This is a genomic window from Roseovarius sp. M141, from assembly GCF_024355225.1.
Taxonomy (GTDB): Bacteria; Pseudomonadota; Alphaproteobacteria; order Rhodobacterales; family Rhodobacteraceae; genus Roseovarius.
Genome location: NZ_VCNH01000002.1, coordinates 121,555 through 139,492, shown reverse-complemented (window position 1 = coordinate 139,492; position 17,938 = coordinate 121,555). Strand labels below are relative to the sequence as shown.

Below are 17,938 nucleotides of genomic sequence, written 5' to 3'. Positions count from 1 at the left end.
CCCCATGACCAAAGAACCACCACAGAAAATCACCTTCGATGATGTCGAGCGCGCCCGGCGCAATTTCGCGAAAACACTCGCCGCCTTTCGCAAGCAGAAGGGCCGCTATCACAATCCGGCACCGGAACTGGCCGCGTCCAAACTGGCAGATTGCGCGCTGCTGCCGAACCGGTATGCCCTGCTGGACAAGGTGGCCAAGGGCGGCGTGATGGCCGAGGTCGGGGTGGACCGCGGCGATTTCTCGCTGGAGATTTTCAACCGCTGCGCGCCTGACCATCTGCACCTGTTCGACATCGACATCTCGCGATTGGTCAATCCTCAGATCCGGGCTGAACTGGCCCGTCCGGATGCGCGGATCACGACCCATGTCGGCGACAGTTCGGCCCATCTGGGCCAGATGCCGGACGCCCATTTCGACATGATCTACATTGATGGCGATCACGCCTATGAAGGCGTGATGAAGGACATCAAGGCGGCAGTGCCAAAGCTGAAACCAGCGGGGGTTCTGATCTTCAACGACTATACCGTCTGGTCGGCAAGCAGCATGTACCATTGCGGCGTCGCGCGGGCGGTGCATGAATTCTGCCAGAGCAACCCGTGGAAATTCCGCTACATGGCTTTGCAGACGATGCTCTACAACGATGTGATGCTGGTGCGGGAATAGGGGCGGGCAAGCACCTCATCAAGCGCGCGAAAGAACATGGCCGAAATGCGCGGCGGCGCGAGGGCCGCAAGGGCGGCGGGATCAGGTGGGGTGGCCGGATGCGACAGGCAGTTTTCCAGCGCCTGGCCCAGCCCGTCAGCGGCGTTCCGGTCAAAAAGCTGCGCCCCGATAGGTATCAGCGCCTCGGCCCCCGGGGTGGCTGGCATGACGAAGGGTTTCGCGAAGGTGGCGGCCATCATCGCGGCCCCGGAATTGAGCGTCTCTCGGTAGGGCAGGACCATGACATCGGCCGCCCGGTGCAAATACTGGATCTCGGTATCTTCGACCTTGCGCGCCAGCAGGGTGATGCGGGGATCGGTGCCGAACCTGTGGACCAGATCACGGGCGATATCGCGGTCGCTGGGCAGGCCGCCGACAAGGGCGGCCATTGTGCGCTCTGGCCGGGCATTGGCAAGCGCGGTGAACCGTTGCAGAAACGGGCCGATATTCTTGTAGCCCTGCAACGACCCGAAAGAGCCGAACACGAACGCATCGCGCGGTATGCTGAAATGGGCCCGCGCGGCGATGGCATCGACGCTGTCGGGAACAGTGCCGTCATAGGTCATGTGCGGCACGGTAAAGGCAGGAGGCGCGGCGCGGTCAAAGGCCTGCTCGAGCAGGGGCAGATGCGCATCGTCCATCACATGCACGGCATCGAAACTGTCGAATATCCAGCGCCGCAGGGCCAGATAGGTCTGCGGGTAGGCATTGCCGTGGGGAAAGACATTATGCGCCGTCCACAAAAGCCGGGCCCCGGTGCGCGCGCGAAAGGTCTCGATCATGTCGATGGTGCGGGTCAGCCGCGCCATGGCGTCGGCTTCTGACAGGGCGCCGTAGAAGATCGCGGCGAACCAATGCGCATGCAGCACGACAGGGCCGGGCCAAGACACATGCGCCAGATCTTTGGGCAGGCGCAAGCCGGCCACGGCAACTCCGTGGCGCGCCGCCTGACCGTAGAGCAGAACCTGATAGCGGTTGGCCCAGGCCGTCGGCAGCGTCAGCAACAGGGTCGGGGGCCGGCCCGCCGGTCCGGGGTTGGTGTGGTGCAGGGCGCGCCAAAGCGAGACCAGCGTGCGGCTGGCTGTGGCCGGCTCGATCAGGGGCAGCGGCAGGGCCATCAGCGCTGTCCTCCACGGGTGGCGGCGTGATGCGCGCGCGCATGGGCATAGGCCGCCGCATGGCCTGCCGGATCAGCGGGATCGGGCAGGCAGAACACTCTGCCCCGAAGCGTCTTGCATATCTCTGGCGCGTCAAAGCGGTCCTGGGCGGCGATGATGATTGCATCGGCGGCAGCGATGCAGCGGTTTTGCTGGTCACGATGCAGTCTGGTGCGCGGGGCGGCTGGCAACAGATCAGCGGCGCGCGGTTCATAGACAAACGGCAGCCCGTGATGGGTGGCCAATGCCAGCGCCTTGAGCGCGATATCCCAATCGCCGCAGGCATGGATCAGGCCGCAGGCATGGGCGTGCAGAGCCTGCCCTGCAATGTCTGTTTCAAGCTCGAGCAGGGCGGCGGGCGGCATGCGCGCCGGGTCCAGGGCGCGGTATCCGGGACGGATGATGCGCAGACCGTCGCGCTGCGTGACATGCTGCCCGTCGGGCTGCGCAGCGGTTACGCCCGGTTCGGGCTGCGCCAGTGGCAGGCAGACCACCGGATGCAGCCCCCCGGCCACTTGCGCCTGTAACAGAGCCGCATTTCGCACGGCATCAGCGCCGCCATCCTCGGGGGCGAGACCTGTCATCAGATAGAATACACTGCCGGGATCGGGCACATCGGTGACCGGCCCAGCCACCGTCGGCAACCAGCCCGGGTCAAGCGGTTCCAGCACCTCGTCAAGCTCTTGCGCCCGGCGTGCGAAAGCGTCTTGTCCCGGCTCGGCTACGGCCAATGCGTGACAGGCTGCGGCCTGTAGCCGCAGATGCCCGACGGCTTCGGCCAGTTGCACCGTGCTGCGCAGCTGTGCCGGGGTCAGCGTGCCAACATCCATATCACCGCAGACCGCATCCGGCGCGCGCGGGGATGTCACAAGCCGGGTTCCCTCCGGCGGCGTGTCCCCTTGCGGGGGTGCGACCAGATGAAAGGCAGCAAAATCGGCATTCGGGGGGGTGAGAAAGCTTTCGTCAAAGCCCATGGCGCCCCCCTTTTGCGGCTGCAATGCAACGGACCGCGCGGGCCCCAGACCTTCTTCGGACGCGCATCCCAGGCAGGGGGCGTCGGGAAGCGGCGTCAGGGCCTTGTCGAAATAGAGCGGGCAAATATGGGCTTGCGATGCGCCGCTGATTTGCCCGGTCACGGCGATCCAGGTGTCCGGCTGCACCGCGCAGAGCGCCTGACCCAGCAGGTGCATCCTGCCCAGGGCCGCCGTCTGCCAGATCGGTGCGGCAGGCAGGACCGTGCGCAGGGCCTGCGTCTGCTCTGCGGCAAGGTCGCTTGCGCGGGCCGAGGCGGGCAGCGCATCGATCTGCGGCAGCGGCGCATCGCAAAAGGGCGTCAGGCTCAGCGGTGCCCCGCAATCAAGCTGCCAGCCGCCCGTACCCGACAGCACCCGCCATGCTACCCGGGTGGCCCCGGGCGGGGCGACAAATGCGTGAGCAAGGGAAAAACTGCCGGTCTCGTCGATCAGATCCTGCGACGGTTTGGCAAGGCGAATGTGATTCACGAAACGATCGGATCTGGACAATCCCTCGGCCTGGGCCAGCAGGGGCGCGCCTTGATCGTCGCTGAACATCAGATGCACAGCGCCGAGCAGGGTTCCTTCGCCGCCGCAGGCCCGAATACGGCCGCGCAGGGCATAGTGGCCTGCGGGGTCGATGCTGGCCGTGCCCTGTGCGCCGATATTTTCGGGCGCGCCAAGCCATATCAGCCGCAGGGCGCGCAGATGCAGGTCCGCGCCGGTGTTCCAGCGCAGGACACGCACCTGCATGGCGGTGCAGCGCGCCGGCACCGTGATGCTGGCCATCCCTGCGCCAGCATGTTCATCTGGCACGACATAGCGGAAGGCCCCGACCTGATCGGACGTTGCCAGATTGGGCGGCGGATCGACCCACGCGCCGGTGGCGTCAAGGAACCGAAACGCCACCAATGCATCACGCGGCCGAAGCAGCGCACCGCGCTTGAAGGTAAGGTCCAGATCGTAGCTTTCGCCCGGGCGTACGGAAAAATGCTCGGTCCCCATGGTTTGCTCTGCGAGTTGTATGTCGCGTTCGGCATCGGCATCGTCGGGCGAGGCGGGCGCCAGCATCATCTTGTCGTGCATCCGCACCTGGCCGGCCCTCCAAAGATGCAGCTCAAGCTGGACGCTGGTGCAGTTTTCCGGAACGGCAAAGACCATATCCACGGCGACCGGACCCGCCTTTGCCGGTTTGCCGATATAGCGATAGGCGCCAAAAATGGAGGAATGCGCGAAGGCTGCCGCGCCCTCCCCGCCGGTATCGGGATCGGGCAGCGCCGTTCCTGCCGCATCCAGAAAGACGAAACGCACCAGTGCGGGGTGCAGGCCAGAGGGGTTCGAGATCTCTGCCGAGAACGTCAGTCGATAGCGGATGCCTGGTGATACGTCACGCTGAAGCCGCGCTATCGGGTCTGACAAAATGCGTTCTTCCGTGTCTGAAACCTGAACCTGTGGACCGGAATCGCCGAAACCGCCCTGGCCGTCAAGGTGCAGGGTGCGCGCGATCTGTTGCGCGTGGGGCGATAGCAGCGCACGGAGCATTAGGCATTTGTGAAAGGGTCGGTGCGAAAACCCTGCACCAGTCCCTTACAAATACAGGATCGCCTCATGTCCGATACATCCGCCCGGCTCGCGTTGCCGTATCTGCAGCCCGCACAGGCCCAAAAGCATGTGACCCATAACGAGACATTACGGCGGCTCGATGCCCTGGTGCAGCTGAGCGTGATCCGATCGATCCGGTCAGGCGTTCGATGCCGATATAGGTATCGCCCGCCGCCTGACCGGCCATGCCACGCCCCGTGCCCAGATCGGCGGTGACCCCCGTATCAGAATAGACATAGCTGACCATGTCGCGCCCGGTGCCCCCGTCATAGCTGTCCGATCCGCCAGAGCCGACAAACCAGTCGTAGTGGCCCAGACCCCGGAGCCGGTTGTCTGACTCGTCACCCTGAATGAAATCGCCATGGATCGTTCCGGTGATGTTTTCGACATTGCTGATCAGCTTTGTGTCCTGCCCCGACCGGACGATGCCGGTTTCCAGATTGATGATGGCGCCTTGGCTGAGGTCAAAGAGGCTGACCATGTCCGATCCGCTGCCGCCATCGACCACGTCATTGCCTGCACCCGGAGTGATCCAGTCCCCACCGCCGCCCCCGATCAGCGTGTCATTGCCTGCGCCGCCTTCCAGATTGTTCGCGTTGGCATCCCCGATGATCAGATCCGCGTAATTGCTGCCGATCACGCTTTCGATTTCGGACAGGGCATGGCCCTGCCCATCGCCGACATTGGCAGTGCCGTTGTTGAAATCGACGATCACACCCTGATCCGCCTCGGCGAAGGATATCGTGTCGTGGCCCTTGCCCCGATTACCGTATCGGCATGCGGGCCCCACATGAGAAGATCGTTCCCGTCACCGCCCCGCAGGGGAATCTTGGTCGACATCAGGATGTGATCGGCGTTGAACAGCGCCGTGCGGCTGAATTCGGCGGCGGTCAGGGGGCTGCCATTGCTGCTTTTCAGGCGCAGCAGGTCGCCCTCGATCGTAATCTCGGCGCCGTCGGCGCGGGAGTGGAAAATCAGCCCGCTGATATCGCGGACCGAGTGGTAGGCGCTCAGGTCAAGCCGGTCCATCGTGATGTCGAAATCGCTGACCGTGTCGATTTCGTCGTCAGGGGTAAAGATAAAGATATCCGCCCCAAAACCGCCATGCAGCGTATCGCGCCCGGCGCCATCAATGAGAATGTCGTTGCCATTGCCGCCCTGCAATGTGCCGCCCGCGGCAGAAGCCGTCAGGACATCGTTGCCCGATCCGCCACTGCGGCCCTGCGCGGTGACACCGTTGCTGCCGACATCGATCGCCAGGCGGGTCAGGCCGCTGTCACGGGTGGACAGGACCAGAAGTTCGACGCTGCCATTGCCATGGACCACGAACCGAAGTTGAGCGACCCCGTCCAGCGCGGTCTGCAGCGTGTCCTCGAAGGTGCCGCGTTCGATCAGGCGCCCGCTTGGCAGCATCTGAAACAGGCTGATCCCGCCGTCCGATCCGCCCACGGCCACCAGCGTCTGACCGTTGATCTCTATCACGTCGAGCGCGGCGATTCCGGCGAAACGGGTGTCGCGTGTGTCGTTGACCTGATCGACAAAGTTCAGCGCGCCGTTGTCGGCCAGGCGCAGGACGGTCAGCGATCCGGTGCCGTAACTGCCCAGCAACACGAAACTGTCATTTCCCGCCTGCACCGTGCGCAGCACGGATGGCTGGTCCACGGGAAGCTGGTCGGCAAATCCAATCGTGGCCTTTGTGGTGAGCTTGCCATCGGCGGCCACTGAAAGGACGCTGAGCGCGTTCTCATGCATCGAGGCCGTCAGCAGGTAGGTGTGCCCGCCAGAGGTGGTGATGCTGTCCAGGGCGCTGATGCCTGCATAGGACTTTGTGGCGCTGTCCTCTATGGTCTGGCGCAGGATCAGATTGCCGGAGCTGTCGCGCTGATAGGCCGACAGCCCCGCGCCGCCGGGCCTTGCGGCATAGATGTACTCCCGCCCGCCGCTTTGCAGCCCGTGAAGCGTGACCTGATTGCCGTAAAAGCCGACCCCGTCCAGATAGGCCTTGGCGCTGCCGCCGTCTTCGGCCAGCCGGGTCACGGTGGCGCGGTCGATGGGGCGCGCCGCGCCGTCGAAGTGCAGGGTCTGCTGATCGCCTGTCTGGGGTTTCTGGGTCGTGAAATCACTGGCCCGCAGCATGCTGCCGGTCAGATCAGCCGCGCTGAAGCGGCCTGTCGCCAGATCCTGAATCATCACCGTGTGAGCGCCGGAACCCCCGGTTACGTCGATCCGGCCGACTTGGCCCAGGGTGTCCAACTCGGCCCCCCAGACGGTCTGGATCAGCGATAGAATGCCCACTTTCTTACCCCCAAGACAGCGTCCGTGCGCGATCTCATGGGTGATGGGGCGGCCCGACAGAGGCATGTCGCAAAGGCGTCAGAAAGTTGGCTTATCTCTCTATTTTAAAGCCAAATTCAGACAAGTTGAAAACGAATGCCGTTTCGGTGAAACCTGTGGGTCAGCTGGAACCTGAAACGCCCTGATATCGGTCCAGAATCCGCCGTATCAGCGGGCGCGGCGCGGATGTGGCGGTAACATTGCGGCTGTACAAAGCGGCCGCCACGCGCGTCCAGTGGGCTGTCGTCAGATCATCCCGGAAAAACAGATCGGGCGGCACGCTGCCCGGATCGAACACAAAGCCGGGCTGAACCGGTTGGACCCGTTCGACCAGTGAATTGTTCGAGTTGACGAAACGACGGCGCAGTTTCGAGTGCTCGGAGCGGCTGAGCAACGTGGCGGCAGGGGCATCGCCCGGACGAATGGCGCAGCGTATCGTTTCGATCAGATCGCCGGGCGGAGGGGCCTCGCGGTTCATGATCTCGGTCGCGACGAAGAATTCTATCGGATCGGGCGAAATATTGGCATTTTCCTGCGATTTCAAGGGCGCCAGCGCATCCGCCTTCAGATCGCTGTCCATCAGCCGCAGGAAGGTGCCGACAATGCCACCTTCGCTGTTTTTCATGCTGGCGTAATCGACCAGCCGGATCTCTTCGGGGCGGAACCCTTCCAGCAACGCGGTATAGACGTTCGAGTGATCGATCGGCACGCCGCCCCCGCGGCGGTCCGACAGGCCGGCCTTGACGTATTTGCGCAAATTCGGCGCCGGCCGGGTCTTGGCCACCTGCATCCACAGCGATTGCAGCAGTTCGACCTGCTGGCGCATCGTGTAGACCACGCGCACCTCGCCGAAGGCGCGCAGCCGCGCTGCAAGCTGGGCCATATCCACACGTTGAGGCCGCACGCGGGTAAAGTTTTCGGCTGACAGGAATACCGTGCCGGGCATGTCGGCATATTGCGCGATCAGCCGATCCCACAGGCCTTTGCGCCCCGCCGGGCCGAAAAACGCATCAGGGATGTCAGGCGTGCTGATCCATGGGGCGGCCAGCGCGTGATGGGCATTGTTGGGGCCGATATCGGGATAGTGGATACCATGTCGGGCCAGCAGGGCCGCATTGGCGTGAAACATGGCCTGCAGATAGCTGGTGCCGGTCTTGTGCCCGCCAACATGTAGGAAAACTCTGGCCATCTGTGCCCCGCATTGATGGAAACGCCTGCCGTATATGGAGGAGGGCAGGGGCGAATACCAGCGCCCGCCCCGTGCATCGGGGATCAGCCCTGCGCGTCCAGCTCCTGCGCCTCGCGCACGGATTTTCCGGTCAGCGTGGCAAGGCTGCCCAGCAGCCGTTCCAGCGCATGCGCCGTGGTCCCGTCGACCAGCGCCTGTTCGGGTTCGAAATTTTCCGCCGATAGATGCAGGCCCGCGATCGCTTGCAGAACCTCTTGCTTGACCCAATAGATCGAGCCAGCGGGAAAGCAGAGCGGGCCGGGGGGAATGGTATGGCCCGCGCGCGCCAGCAGCGTTTCGGCGCGGGGTCGGTTCACGCCCCAATGCCGGTCCCCGGCAAAGCGATGCCCGTCGGCGACCCAGAAGCCCGCGCCCGGGTCGCGCAGGAAGGTGTCCAGACGTCTGCGGGTCAGCCGGGGCGCGCCCAGAACACCGGCGGTCAGTCCGCGCCGCCAGTCATTGCCATCGCTGCGATGTGGCGACTTCTTGCTGTGCAGTTTGCACACGGCTGCGTAGGGGTCCAGCAGCCCCGCATTCAGCAGGTGGATGAAGGGAAAGATATCCCGCCCGTGATTGGGCAAGATCCATATGCGCGCCTGCGGAAAGGCGGCTGAAATCCTGCTCTGGACTGCGGCGGTGCGGGCGCTGTCCTCCGTGCGGGTCAGGGTGACGAAGAGGTCGAACGCAAACTCCTGCGCGTGCAGGGGGGCGGCGAATTCATTCCACATATCAAGATAATAAAGATGCAGGACCACCGCGACCGGTGCCGGTTTCGCTGCGGGCGGCGCTGGCGTGATGACCGGCAGATCGGGCAGTGCCTGCACGCCGTGATCCAGCAGCGTCGTGCGGGCCTGATAGCGCCCGGTTTCGATGTAGTGCAGCAATGGGCGCGTCAGAACCGGGTCCAGATCGGGATTGTGGTGCAGATAGGCGCGCGGCGCAAACCGCGCGTTGGGGCTCAGCCCCTTGGCCTCGCCCCATTGCACGTAATGGCGCTGGGGCATCAGGCGAAACAGCGGATGCAACCCCGGATGCGCCTTCAGATAGAACGCACGGTCGAACGCGCCGGAGCGGCGCAGGGCGCGCAGGTATGCCCGCTCGCGCGCGGAGGGGAAAAGATAGCGCAAGACGGTCCGCACCTTGCGGCCTATCGGGGGAAAGATCACGGGCCGCACCCGGTTTTGCATCCGCTCACAGCAGGGCCAGGTCCTTGTGATAGCGCAGCAAGAACAGCAGCCCCAGAATGCCGACTATGATGGCGATCGTATACACATAAAGCGGCTCTACGTAGGGGGCGTCATAAGTGGGATAGAACCCTTTGCGCATCTGGGAGGTGACATGGACCAAGGGGTTGTACAGCAGATAGGGCCGGAAATTGGCCGGCACGTTTTCCGGGATGAAGATAATCCCCGACAGCAGGAAAAGCGGCCGGGTCAGGATGTTCCAGAAGCTTTGCCAGATCGGAAACTTGGTGAACATGAAGCAATTCGCCACCCCGATGGAAAACCCCAGCGCAAGAACCATGCCAATCGAGGAAAAGATCATCGGCCAGCTGATGATCAGCTTGAGATCATACATCACGATGATTCCCGTGATCACCATGACCATCACGATCATATGCGTCACCGCCGTCAGCAGGAACCGCGCCAGCAGCGCATCCATGAAACTCACGGCGGGATAGTTCAGGAAGGGTTTGGAGAATTTGATCGCGCCGGCGATCAGGTTGCCGATGGCCACATACATGGTAAAGGGCAGCATCCCCGTCGCATAGAAGATCGGGAAATTCGTCCCCAGCGGCGGGGTGCGCGAAATCAGGCTGAACACCACGGTCAACAGGGCCACACCGATGACGGGTTCCAGGATGACCCACAGGTATCCCCCCGGAGAACGCCCGTAGGTGGTTGTCATTTCCCGCAGGACAAGAGCCGCCACAGAACGGAAAAACCGGAAGCGGGGCGATCCGGGTGTCTGGGCGGCGGGAAACGGCATGAGGTCTGGGCTCGCTTTCGGGGCATCTGGAACTGGGATGCCTCTGGCTGTACATGTGATAGGGATTTGCATCCATATTGAAAAGATCGGAACGACGTTGGCCGCACAGACCAAGCAGCAAACCGCCTCGCAAATGAAGGTAAAGGTCATCGAGGTGCTTCGTCCGGCGCAGGCGGCCTATCTGCGGCTGCGCCACAAGCTGATCCTGGCCAGTTTCGTGCTGTGCGTGCTGATACCTGCCGCCGTATCGGGCATCTATCTCTATGCAAGGGCGGTTGACCAATATGCCTCCAAGGTGGGCTTTACCGTGCGCCGCGAAGAGGTCGGATCCGCGATGGAGATTCTGGGCGGAATGACCAGCCTTTCTGCGGCCAGTTCCTCTGACACGGATATCCTTTACGAGTTCATCCAGAGCCAGGAACTGGTCCGCGAGATCGACCGCCAGCTGGATCTGGTAACGATCTACAGCAAGCCTGAAAAGGATTTCATCTACCGCCTCGATCCGGATGCCAGCATCGAGGACAAGATGGATTACTGGGCGCGGATGGTGCGCATATACTATGCCGGCGGCACCGGCCTGATCGAGGTCGAGGTCCGCGCCTTTGATCCGCAGGACGCCCACAGGATCGCCACGGCGCTGTTCGATCTGTCCAGCCAGATGATCAACGATTTGTCCAACGTCGCGCGCGCCGATGCCGCGCGCTATGCCAGAGAAGAGCTGGAACAGGCGGTGCAGCGCCTGAAATCCGCGCGTCAGGCTTTGACACTGTTTCGCAACGAGACGCAGATCGTGGATCCCTCTGCCGATATTCAGGGCCGGATGGGCCTGCTCAACTCGCTTCAGGCGCAGTTGGCCGAAGCCCTCATCGATGCCGATCTTCTGGCGAATACGACCCGTGACAGCGACCCGCGTGTCGAACTGGCCAACCGTCGCATCAACGTCATCCAGAACCGTATCGCCGGCGAGCGACAAAAGATGGGCGCACGCGCACTGGACGGCAGTGACGTTTTGCCGCCTGGCGAAAAGCCTGTCGAAGAGGTCTATGCCGATCTGATCGGAACCTTCGAAAGCCTGTCGGTCGATCTGGAATTCGCTGAAAAGGCCTATATCTCCGCCCAGTCGGCCTATGATACCGCCCTGGCCGAAGCCCGCCGCCAAAGCCGCTATCTGGCGGCCTATATGCGGCCGACCGTATCAGAGACGCCGCGCTATCCCGATCGCGGACTGACGCTGCTGGTGATCAGCCTCATCCTGTTTGGCGTCTGGACCATTTCAGTGTTGATCTATTACAGCCTCAAGGACCGCCGCTGAGCATGATCCGCTTTAAAAACGTCCTCAAGACATTCTACCTGAAAGGGAGCCGCACGACGATTTCCGATAACGTCACGCTGAATTTTCCCGCCGGAAAATCCATTGCCCTGCTGGGACGCAACGGGGCCGGAAAATCCAGCCTTCTGCAAATGATCGCAGGCACCATCCAGCCCGACCGGGGCACCATAGAGATCGACGGCACCGTGTCCTGGCCGGTGGGGTTCATGGGCAGTTTCCACCGCGATCTGACCGGAGCTCAGAACATCCGTTTTCTGGCGCGGGTCTACGGTGTGGACACCGAAGAGCTGATCGATTTCGTCGAGGATTTCGCGGAATTGGGCGGGCATTTCCGCCAGCCTGTGCATACCTATTCTTCGGGCATGCGCTCGCGGCTGGGGTTCGCCTGCTCCATGGGTATCCATTTCGACTGGTATCTGGTGGACGAGGTGACCGCCGTGGGCGACGCGGCCTTCAAGGAAAAAAGCGAGGCGATCTTTCTGGATCGCATGGCGTCGTGCAGCTCTCTTTTTGTCAGCCACTCCATGGCCGGGGTGCGGCGCGTGTGCAACGCCGCCGTGGTTCTGGAGAAGGGCAGCATGCGCTATTACCGCGATCTGGACGAGGGCATCGAACGTCACGAGCGCAACATGCGCCGCAGGCCCGGCTGACGGCTATTTCCGAAGGTATCGACGCTCGGCCTTGCGCAGGGCGCCGGGATTGCGCTCTCAGTCCCTGTCGAAAATGTTGCGCACACGGCGCAGGGGGGCCGTGACCCGCCACGACGTGCTGTCCTTCATCTGTTCGCGAAGGTTGATATGCGCCTCCCGGTCCTTTTCAAGAGCGGCAATCTGCTTGTCCTGCCGTTGAATCGTTTTCTCGTGCGTTTGAATCATCTTGCGCAGCTTGTCGGCATAGGCGGCCTGTTCGCGCAGATCCTTGTGCTGCTGGGTTCGCGCCGTCTGGAGCGCTTCCAGTTCTGCGGTCAGCGTCATGAGTGCCGAAGTGCGCTCGTCCGTGCCTTGCTGCAATGCCTTTTCGGTCGACTTGAGCGCCTTGCGCGCCACCAGCGCATCGCCCTCGGTGGCTTCGAGCGCCTGTGTCATGGTCAGAACCAGTTCTGAAGACTTCTGGCGGGCCTGTGCCAGCGCGGCCTTTTCTGCGGCCAGGTCCCGCTGCATCTGCGCCATCACCGCCTGACTCTTGCCGACGGCTGCATCCCTGTCGGCCAGTCTGGATTCAAGCGTGGCCTTCTGCGCGGCGAAGTCCTGCTGCATCTGCGTCATCGCCGCGTCCCTTTCGGCGTCGACTGCGTCCCTGTCTGCCAGCTTGGCTTCGAACGTGGCCTTTTGAGCATCAAAATCCTGCTGCATCTGGGCCCGCGCCACCAGCGCATCGTCCTTGGCGGTTTCGAGCGCCTGTGTCATGGTCAGAACCAGCTCTGACGACTTCAGGCGGGTGTCCGCCAGCGCGGCCTCTTGCGCGGCAAAGTCCTGCTGCATCTGGGCCATCGCCGCCTGCCTTTCGGCGTCGGCTGCGTCCCTCTCTGCCAGCTTGGCTTCGAGCGTGGTCTTTTGCGCGGCGAAATCCTGCTGCACCTGCGTCATCGCCGCGTCCTTGTCGGCCTTGGCGGCGACGCTTTCCTGCGCCTGTGCGAGCGCCGCATCCCTGTCGGCCTGCGCGGATTTGAGCGCCGCGCGCTCCTCTTCTACCTGCGCAAGGGCTGTCTGCTTTGCGGCCTCTGCCGCTTTGAGGTTGACCTGCACAACCTCAAGCGCGGCTTTCTGCGCGCCCAGATCCTTGCGTGCCTGCGCCAATGTTTCTTGTTCTTTGGTGCGCACCGCGTCCCAGTCGGCCAGCGTCTGTTCAAGGGACGCCGTGCGCAACTGGCGCTGATCATAGGCACGATCCAACTTGTCTAGACGCTCTGCCAGCGTGTCGCGCTCTGCCTGCAGGGCGGTGGCTTCGGCCTTGGCCTCATCGACGGTAGCATTGAGCCTGCGCGCCCAGTTGGTTTTGTCGCGCGCCGTCCATTCATTGAGATGCATCCCGCCCAACCGGGCAAAGATGCGCTGAACCGCCATCTGCGCGGATTCATCCCTGTCCAGATCCACCAGACGGGCCAGACGGTCGGACGTCTTGCTGCCGGCCACAATGATATCCAGCCCGCCGCTATGATCGAAATGGGCATGCGCGTGATTGCGCCGCAGATCAGAAAGCTGAATGGATGTTTCCGTGTCGATATCCGCCGTGCCGCACAGGACCACCACGCCCCTGTCCGACATTTTCGGCAGCCAATGCCCGACCAGCGTTTTGACAAGCTCGGCGGTGATGCCGCTTTCGACGATCAGCAGATCAAGGCTATGCGCGTTGAACAGGTGTTGCACGTCCAGCGGGGTTCCCACGCTCAGCCGGGAGATGTCTTCGTATTCCGAAGCATGGTAGGTGGCGAGGGCCTCGGGCACCTTGCCCGAAGGGTCCTTTGGCGGCCATGCGCCGAACCCGTGACACAGCGCATCATAGCCGACCTTGTCGATCGCCTGACACAGACCGAAATGCAGCACGCCGGAGTCGATCTGAAGCGTGACCGCGTGCCGGGGGCGCAGATCTGCGACCAGCCAGAACAACAGTGGCAGATGGCCCGCCGCCTGGCCCGCGCGCAGGTAGCGCGCGCGCCAGAAAAGTTCGCGGCTGGACAGCGGCACGACTCCATCCGAGCCGGATATGACAATGTCAGATTTCTGATCCGAGGATCTTGCCAACGTTCCCGTCATCACATGCTCCAGTTGCAAGGCGTCGCGCCACTTTCTTTACAGGGCAGACCGGCCGGTGAACACAGCGTATTCTGCCGTCCGGGCCCCAACATGATGGAATATCAGGCCAGCGTGGTGGAATAATCCACGACATCAGCCGCCAGACTGCTTTGAGTGCAGGCTTCAAAAAGAAGGTCGATCATCCACGGCCTGATCTGGACAGGCTCCAGATCGAACACGGCCATCCGCCCGATGGTTTTCGTGGGTGACACAAGGCGTTCCACCTCGTGGTAAACGGGGCGGTTGACATAGTCGTCGAACAGGACCCGCACCGGTCTGGTGATCCGCAGGCAGGTCGATACCAGACAGGCCGGGCGCAGACGGCCATCAATCAGCACGACATCGGGATGCCGGAAAAACGGCTGCGTCCAGATGGATTGCGGATAGCGGTGATAATTGCGCCAGTTCTCGTAGGTGTTCGGCCTGCCCCAGCGCCCGGTGGGGCCGATATCCACATGCCAGACCACCGTCGAAGACGGCAGGTTGGCCGCGTCGATGCGGGCCTGTAGCGCGATCGCCCAGTCGCGGTCGCTTTCGACGCTGAGCACGAATTTCCGGGGTTGCGAGGCAGCCAGCCATGTCGACCCCCCCGAGCCGTATTCCAGTATGGTGCGCGCCTCGCGGTAAGCCTCGCACACAAGCTCGGATTCCTCCGAAGGGAAGGTGAGCTCTGGGCCGGCGTCAGGTATACATTGTGACACATTACGCTTTCGTTCCGTGGGTTCGCGGCGAGGGCGCATATTCTCAACTAGCGGATAGATATCTTCAAGATAGATTGCAACTTTTGGGGGACCGCTTGCTTATTGCATAAAAAGGCGGTCTCCCGTGGGTTGCGACCATCCGAATTGGGCGCGCATATCCATATAGAGTTCTAGCGCATATATCTGGTATCTGTTCTTTCCGCCGAATCGGTCCATCCGATCCGTCCGAAATTCCGGCCGGGTTGGAATGTAATCACGCATCCAAGGGCCGTAAGGCACCGGCAGCGCCATCTTCTTGTTTGGTTTTCGGTCCGGATAAATCAGTGCGAACATGTCTTTCAACGGGTACTTTCCGCCACGGCCCGCAATGTCTAGCGCCGCCCCGAAGCGCATACTCGAGTACGGGTTGACCGGCACAAGTCCACAGGCTTGCAGCGTGTCGAAAACAGCCGTTCCTTCCGTCCCCACATCGCCCAAGTACGTCTGCACATCTACCTTGTCGTTCACTGTGTAATGGCCAATCACCCAGTCCACCGGCACAGGGTTTTTGAGCACGTCCCACGGCGCGACGAATTGCTTTATGATATTACTGCGAAATGCCGCATAGCTGACATCCTTGTAAAAATGCCCGAAGCCGCCAAAAGAACCGTCAGCACCAACGCCGGTTACCATGTGGGTGATCCCGTCCGCAAGCGCTTGACGCGCGGCCAGACCAATGGCCGGATCGTGCGGAACTGTGGGTTCGCGCTTGAGCAGCGTCAACTCGCGCGCCATGTCAAAAAAAGATGCGCGCGTGATGCGAATTTTCTTGTGTTCTACCCCTAGGGGTACGAAACGAGCGGCCTGATCGAATTCGGACAGAGCCGTTTCATCCTCACCATACTCAAGTGTATAAGCAATTGACCCTTTAGGCAGAAAATGGGCCAGCATGGCAGAATCCATGCCTCCGGACAGCATGATGCCTACCCGCCCTTCCACGCTCGCAATCTTGTCCGAACAATGATCCTGCATCTCTTCGGGTGTCGTTACTAGACTCACCATGCGACGGTGGATCGGGAAAAACCGGCGGTACATCAAATACAGACTTTCGTTCCGCAATGGTACACCGGATGTCATTTCTTGTGAACTCGAAGCTGTTTGGTGCGTCAAGTGGCTCATATCAGCGCTGTTTCATATATGTGCGTACATCTTCCAGCATCCGCATGAGGATTACTTCATCTGCGGCATCGGTGCTAATGTGTGGTGGTCTAGGCCAGTCAGCGTCCGTCCATTGTTTGTCATAGCGTCCCACTGTCTGATCGTAGCGAGGGAGGATGTGAAAATGCACAATGGGATCCTGCATCATTAGACACAGAATATTGATCCGTACCGCCCCGAAGTGGCTACGAGCTAGATGTTCTGCGAGCGCAAATCCTTGGGACATGCCCTGCGCTTCCTGCGCATCCAGCGCCGTCAGATCACGCGCACCTGACTGTACGCTCAAAATCATCGCACCCAAAGTTGTTTGAGCAGGCCGCAGCGACAGCTGCCACCCTTGCGGCTCTGCAAACGACAACTCTTGGGTGCGGAATTTCTGCACGAAAAGCTCCATGTCTTCCGTCATCGTTCTGCCCTTTCCTAAACCCTCTCGGATCGCGCCAGCGTGTCAGCGGTCAGAGCTGCACGCAACTGCGAACTCGACGTATGCCGCGAGTAGGGAAAATAGACAATCTTGACCCCCTCAGGTCCCAATCTTTCTTCAAGCGCAGTCCATGTCGGATGGCCCTTCCAATCATCACCGACAAACATCTTGTGGAACTGATACCTTTTCCAAGCCTCGATCTTGTCCATGTCATCCTGCATTTCGACCTGATCGACGCACTTGAGTGCGCCCACTATTTCGGCACGCTCCTCAAAAGGGATGAACGGCAGAGTGTTCTTGCGCGACAGGCAGAGGGCATCCGAGGTCACGCCCACGATCAGATGATCGCAGCTCGAACGTGCGCGCTGTAACAGGTTGAGATGCCCAATGTGGAACAAGTCATAGACGCCAGTCGTATATCCAATCGTTTTCATCGTTCGGCCTCCACTAATGCGGGATAGTGAACGCTAAACCCATCGGGTGTCTCCCAAGGGGCGCAGTCGGGCAGAGTAATTCTCATAAGAGATTGAAAATCAACCATATCCTTTGGGTTTGGGGCGTTGCCCATAGCATCGTTCACGTTGAGGAAATAGGCGCCGTCTGACTTGGCATTAGCGATACGCTCGCGCCAGTTCTGCTTGTCCGATCCGACCTGTACCTGACGTACATCCTTCCAGCTGGAGTAGGTACAGCTGGCATCCTTGTACCGTTGCTCGCCGTCGCGCGGAAGCGCCTTTTCGTTCGAAACGTAATGCGGATAGAAAAACAGCATGCTGATATCGCGGTCGGTGCGGAAGCGTGAGGCCCGCGTGTGTGCGAAATCATTTGTGAAAGATTTCTCAATCTGATGGCAGACTGTCACATCGCGCAACTGCGGCGCGTGCTGGGTGGCATGTACGGCGAGTCGGCCAGTACTGCCCAATACATAGCGGTTGAAGGCCAGAGTCCTTATATGATTTGTTTTCGTTTCATCGGCATCAATGACGTTGGGAAGGATGTGTCCAAAATAGAAATGTCCCTGCCCGTCTGCCCCCAGAAGCACCTCGGGTACTACCGGATTAATCACCAAAAAATCATCACTGAAGCGGACGAACTTCTCGCTTAGGCCCGGGATACGGTGCAGGCAGCTGTCGATGGCAAAGGAGTTGAAGGTGGGCAACACCGACAGATCGGGAAAGATGTCGCTGTGGATGACCAGATTAAGCTTGGGATCGTTAAAGTTCAGCCCGTCGGGGATCTGTCCGGAAGTCACAATGTGGATTCGATCGATCCAAGGCATGTGGGCGTGGATGCCGCGCAGACAATAGACTAGTTCGCCGCTGTTGCGATGCCGTCCTGCCACCTCATGCCTGCGCGCGGCTTTCGGAACCATGCCGGCGTAGTTGGCATACTGGCGACGGAATATCTCGTCCTCGCCATCCACCCACATAATTACTGCGTCTATTTTGGTCATTCGTCCTCCATTTTG

Annotated in this window: 15 protein-coding genes and 2 pseudogenes; 4 read left to right on the top strand and 13 right to left on the bottom strand. The window is 61.3% G+C overall.

Annotated elements, in window-relative coordinates:
• Window positions 1-4 precede the first annotated feature (4 nt).
• Window positions 5-664: a class I SAM-dependent methyltransferase gene (locus tag FGD77_RS02000; protein ID WP_255005854.1), complete on the top strand. Its 660-nt coding sequence runs from the start codon at window positions 5-7 to the stop codon at window positions 662-664.
• Here FGD77_RS02000 and FGD77_RS01995 read toward each other — a convergent pair.
• Together FGD77_RS01995 and FGD77_RS01990 are read right to left on the bottom strand one after the other, a co-directional pair.
• On the bottom strand, window positions 634-1,821 hold the full coding sequence (locus FGD77_RS01995) for a glycosyltransferase (RefSeq protein ID WP_255005853.1): 1,188 nt from the start codon (window positions 1,819-1,821) through the stop codon (window positions 634-636). The genes FGD77_RS02000 and FGD77_RS01995 overlap by 31 nt on opposite strands.
• Window positions 1,821-4,292, bottom strand: a complete 2,472-nt coding sequence (locus FGD77_RS01990; protein ID WP_255005852.1) for a hypothetical protein — start codon at window positions 4,290-4,292, stop codon at window positions 1,821-1,823. Before FGD77_RS01990 ends, FGD77_RS01995 begins: the two co-directional genes overlap by 1 nt.
• Before the next feature lie 189 nt (window positions 4,293-4,481).
• On the opposite strand from FGD77_RS01990, the pseudogene FGD77_RS01985 reads away from it, so the two are divergent.
• Window positions 4,482-4,601: pseudogene (locus FGD77_RS01985) on the top strand (DUF2793 domain-containing protein); the annotation flags it as partial.
• Between the two features lie 130 nt (window positions 4,602-4,731).
• Here FGD77_RS01985 and FGD77_RS01980 read toward each other — a convergent pair.
• The 5 genes and pseudogenes from FGD77_RS01980 to FGD77_RS01960 all read right to left on the bottom strand — a co-directional run.
• Window positions 4,732-5,115: pseudogene (locus FGD77_RS01980) on the bottom strand (calcium-binding protein); the annotation flags it as partial.
• Window positions 5,116-5,186: 71 nt separating this feature from the next.
• Window positions 5,187-6,770, bottom strand: a complete 1,584-nt coding sequence (locus FGD77_RS22240; protein WP_255005851.1) for a hypothetical protein — start codon at window positions 6,768-6,770, stop codon at window positions 5,187-5,189.
• Between the two features lie 160 nt (window positions 6,771-6,930).
• A complete protein-coding gene (locus FGD77_RS01970) occupies window positions 6,931-7,998 on the bottom strand; it encodes a hypothetical protein (protein ID WP_255005850.1) in 1,068 nt (355 codons plus the stop codon).
• An 83-nt stretch (window positions 7,999-8,081) separates the two neighbouring features.
• The gene (locus FGD77_RS01965) at window positions 8,082-9,164 is read right to left on the bottom strand and encodes a rhamnan synthesis F family protein (RefSeq protein ID WP_255005849.1); all 1,083 of its coding nucleotides are present in this window, start codon (window positions 9,162-9,164) and stop codon (window positions 8,082-8,084) included.
• 64 nt (window positions 9,165-9,228) lie between these two features.
• Entirely contained in the window at window positions 9,229-10,026 is a 798-nt protein-coding gene (locus FGD77_RS01960; protein WP_255005848.1) for an ABC transporter permease, read from the bottom strand.
• A gap of 37 nt (window positions 10,027-10,063) precedes the next feature.
• Here FGD77_RS01960 and FGD77_RS01955 point away from each other — a divergent pair, with 37 nt between their 5' ends.
• Both FGD77_RS01955 and FGD77_RS01950 read left to right on the top strand, forming a co-directional pair.
• Entirely contained in the window at window positions 10,064-11,338 is a 1,275-nt protein-coding gene (locus FGD77_RS01955) for a hypothetical protein (RefSeq protein ID WP_255005847.1), read from the top strand.
• Between the two features lie 2 nt (window positions 11,339-11,340).
• Complete coding sequence (locus FGD77_RS01950) at window positions 11,341-12,006, top strand: ABC transporter ATP-binding protein (RefSeq protein WP_255005845.1); 666 nt, start codon at window positions 11,341-11,343, stop codon at window positions 12,004-12,006.
• Between the two features lie 57 nt (window positions 12,007-12,063).
• On the opposite strand, the gene FGD77_RS01945 is transcribed toward FGD77_RS01950, so the two are convergent.
• The 6 genes from FGD77_RS01945 to FGD77_RS01920 all read right to left on the bottom strand — a co-directional run bounded on the left by FGD77_RS01945 (window position 12,064) and on the right by FGD77_RS01920 (window position 17,923).
• On the bottom strand, window positions 12,064-14,109 hold the full coding sequence (locus FGD77_RS01945; RefSeq protein ID WP_255005842.1) for a hypothetical protein: 2,046 nt from the start codon (window positions 14,107-14,109) through the stop codon (window positions 12,064-12,066).
• 101 nt (window positions 14,110-14,210) lie between these two features.
• Window positions 14,211-14,786: a hypothetical protein gene (locus tag FGD77_RS01940; RefSeq protein WP_255005839.1), complete on the bottom strand. Its 576-nt coding sequence runs from the start codon at window positions 14,784-14,786 to the stop codon at window positions 14,211-14,213.
• Window positions 14,787-14,948: 162 nt separating this feature from the next.
• Window positions 14,949-16,007: an asparagine synthase C-terminal domain-containing protein gene (locus FGD77_RS01935; protein WP_255005837.1), complete on the bottom strand. Its 1,059-nt coding sequence runs from the start codon at window positions 16,005-16,007 to the stop codon at window positions 14,949-14,951.
• Window position 16,008: 1 nt separating this feature from the next.
• Window positions 16,009-16,452 (bottom strand): hypothetical protein, encoded by a 444-nt coding sequence (locus tag FGD77_RS01930; RefSeq protein WP_255005836.1) that lies wholly within the window; start codon window positions 16,450-16,452, stop codon window positions 16,009-16,011.
• 14 nt (window positions 16,453-16,466) lie between these two features.
• On the bottom strand, window positions 16,467-16,904 hold the full coding sequence (locus FGD77_RS01925) for an adenylyltransferase/cytidyltransferase family protein (protein ID WP_255005835.1): 438 nt from the start codon (window positions 16,902-16,904) through the stop codon (window positions 16,467-16,469).
• Window positions 16,901-17,923 (bottom strand): stealth conserved region 3 domain-containing protein, encoded by a 1,023-nt coding sequence (locus FGD77_RS01920; RefSeq protein WP_255005834.1) that lies wholly within the window; start codon window positions 17,921-17,923, stop codon window positions 16,901-16,903. The genes FGD77_RS01925 and FGD77_RS01920 overlap by 4 nt, the downstream gene beginning before the upstream one ends.
• Between the last annotated feature and the right edge of the window lie 15 nt (window positions 17,924-17,938).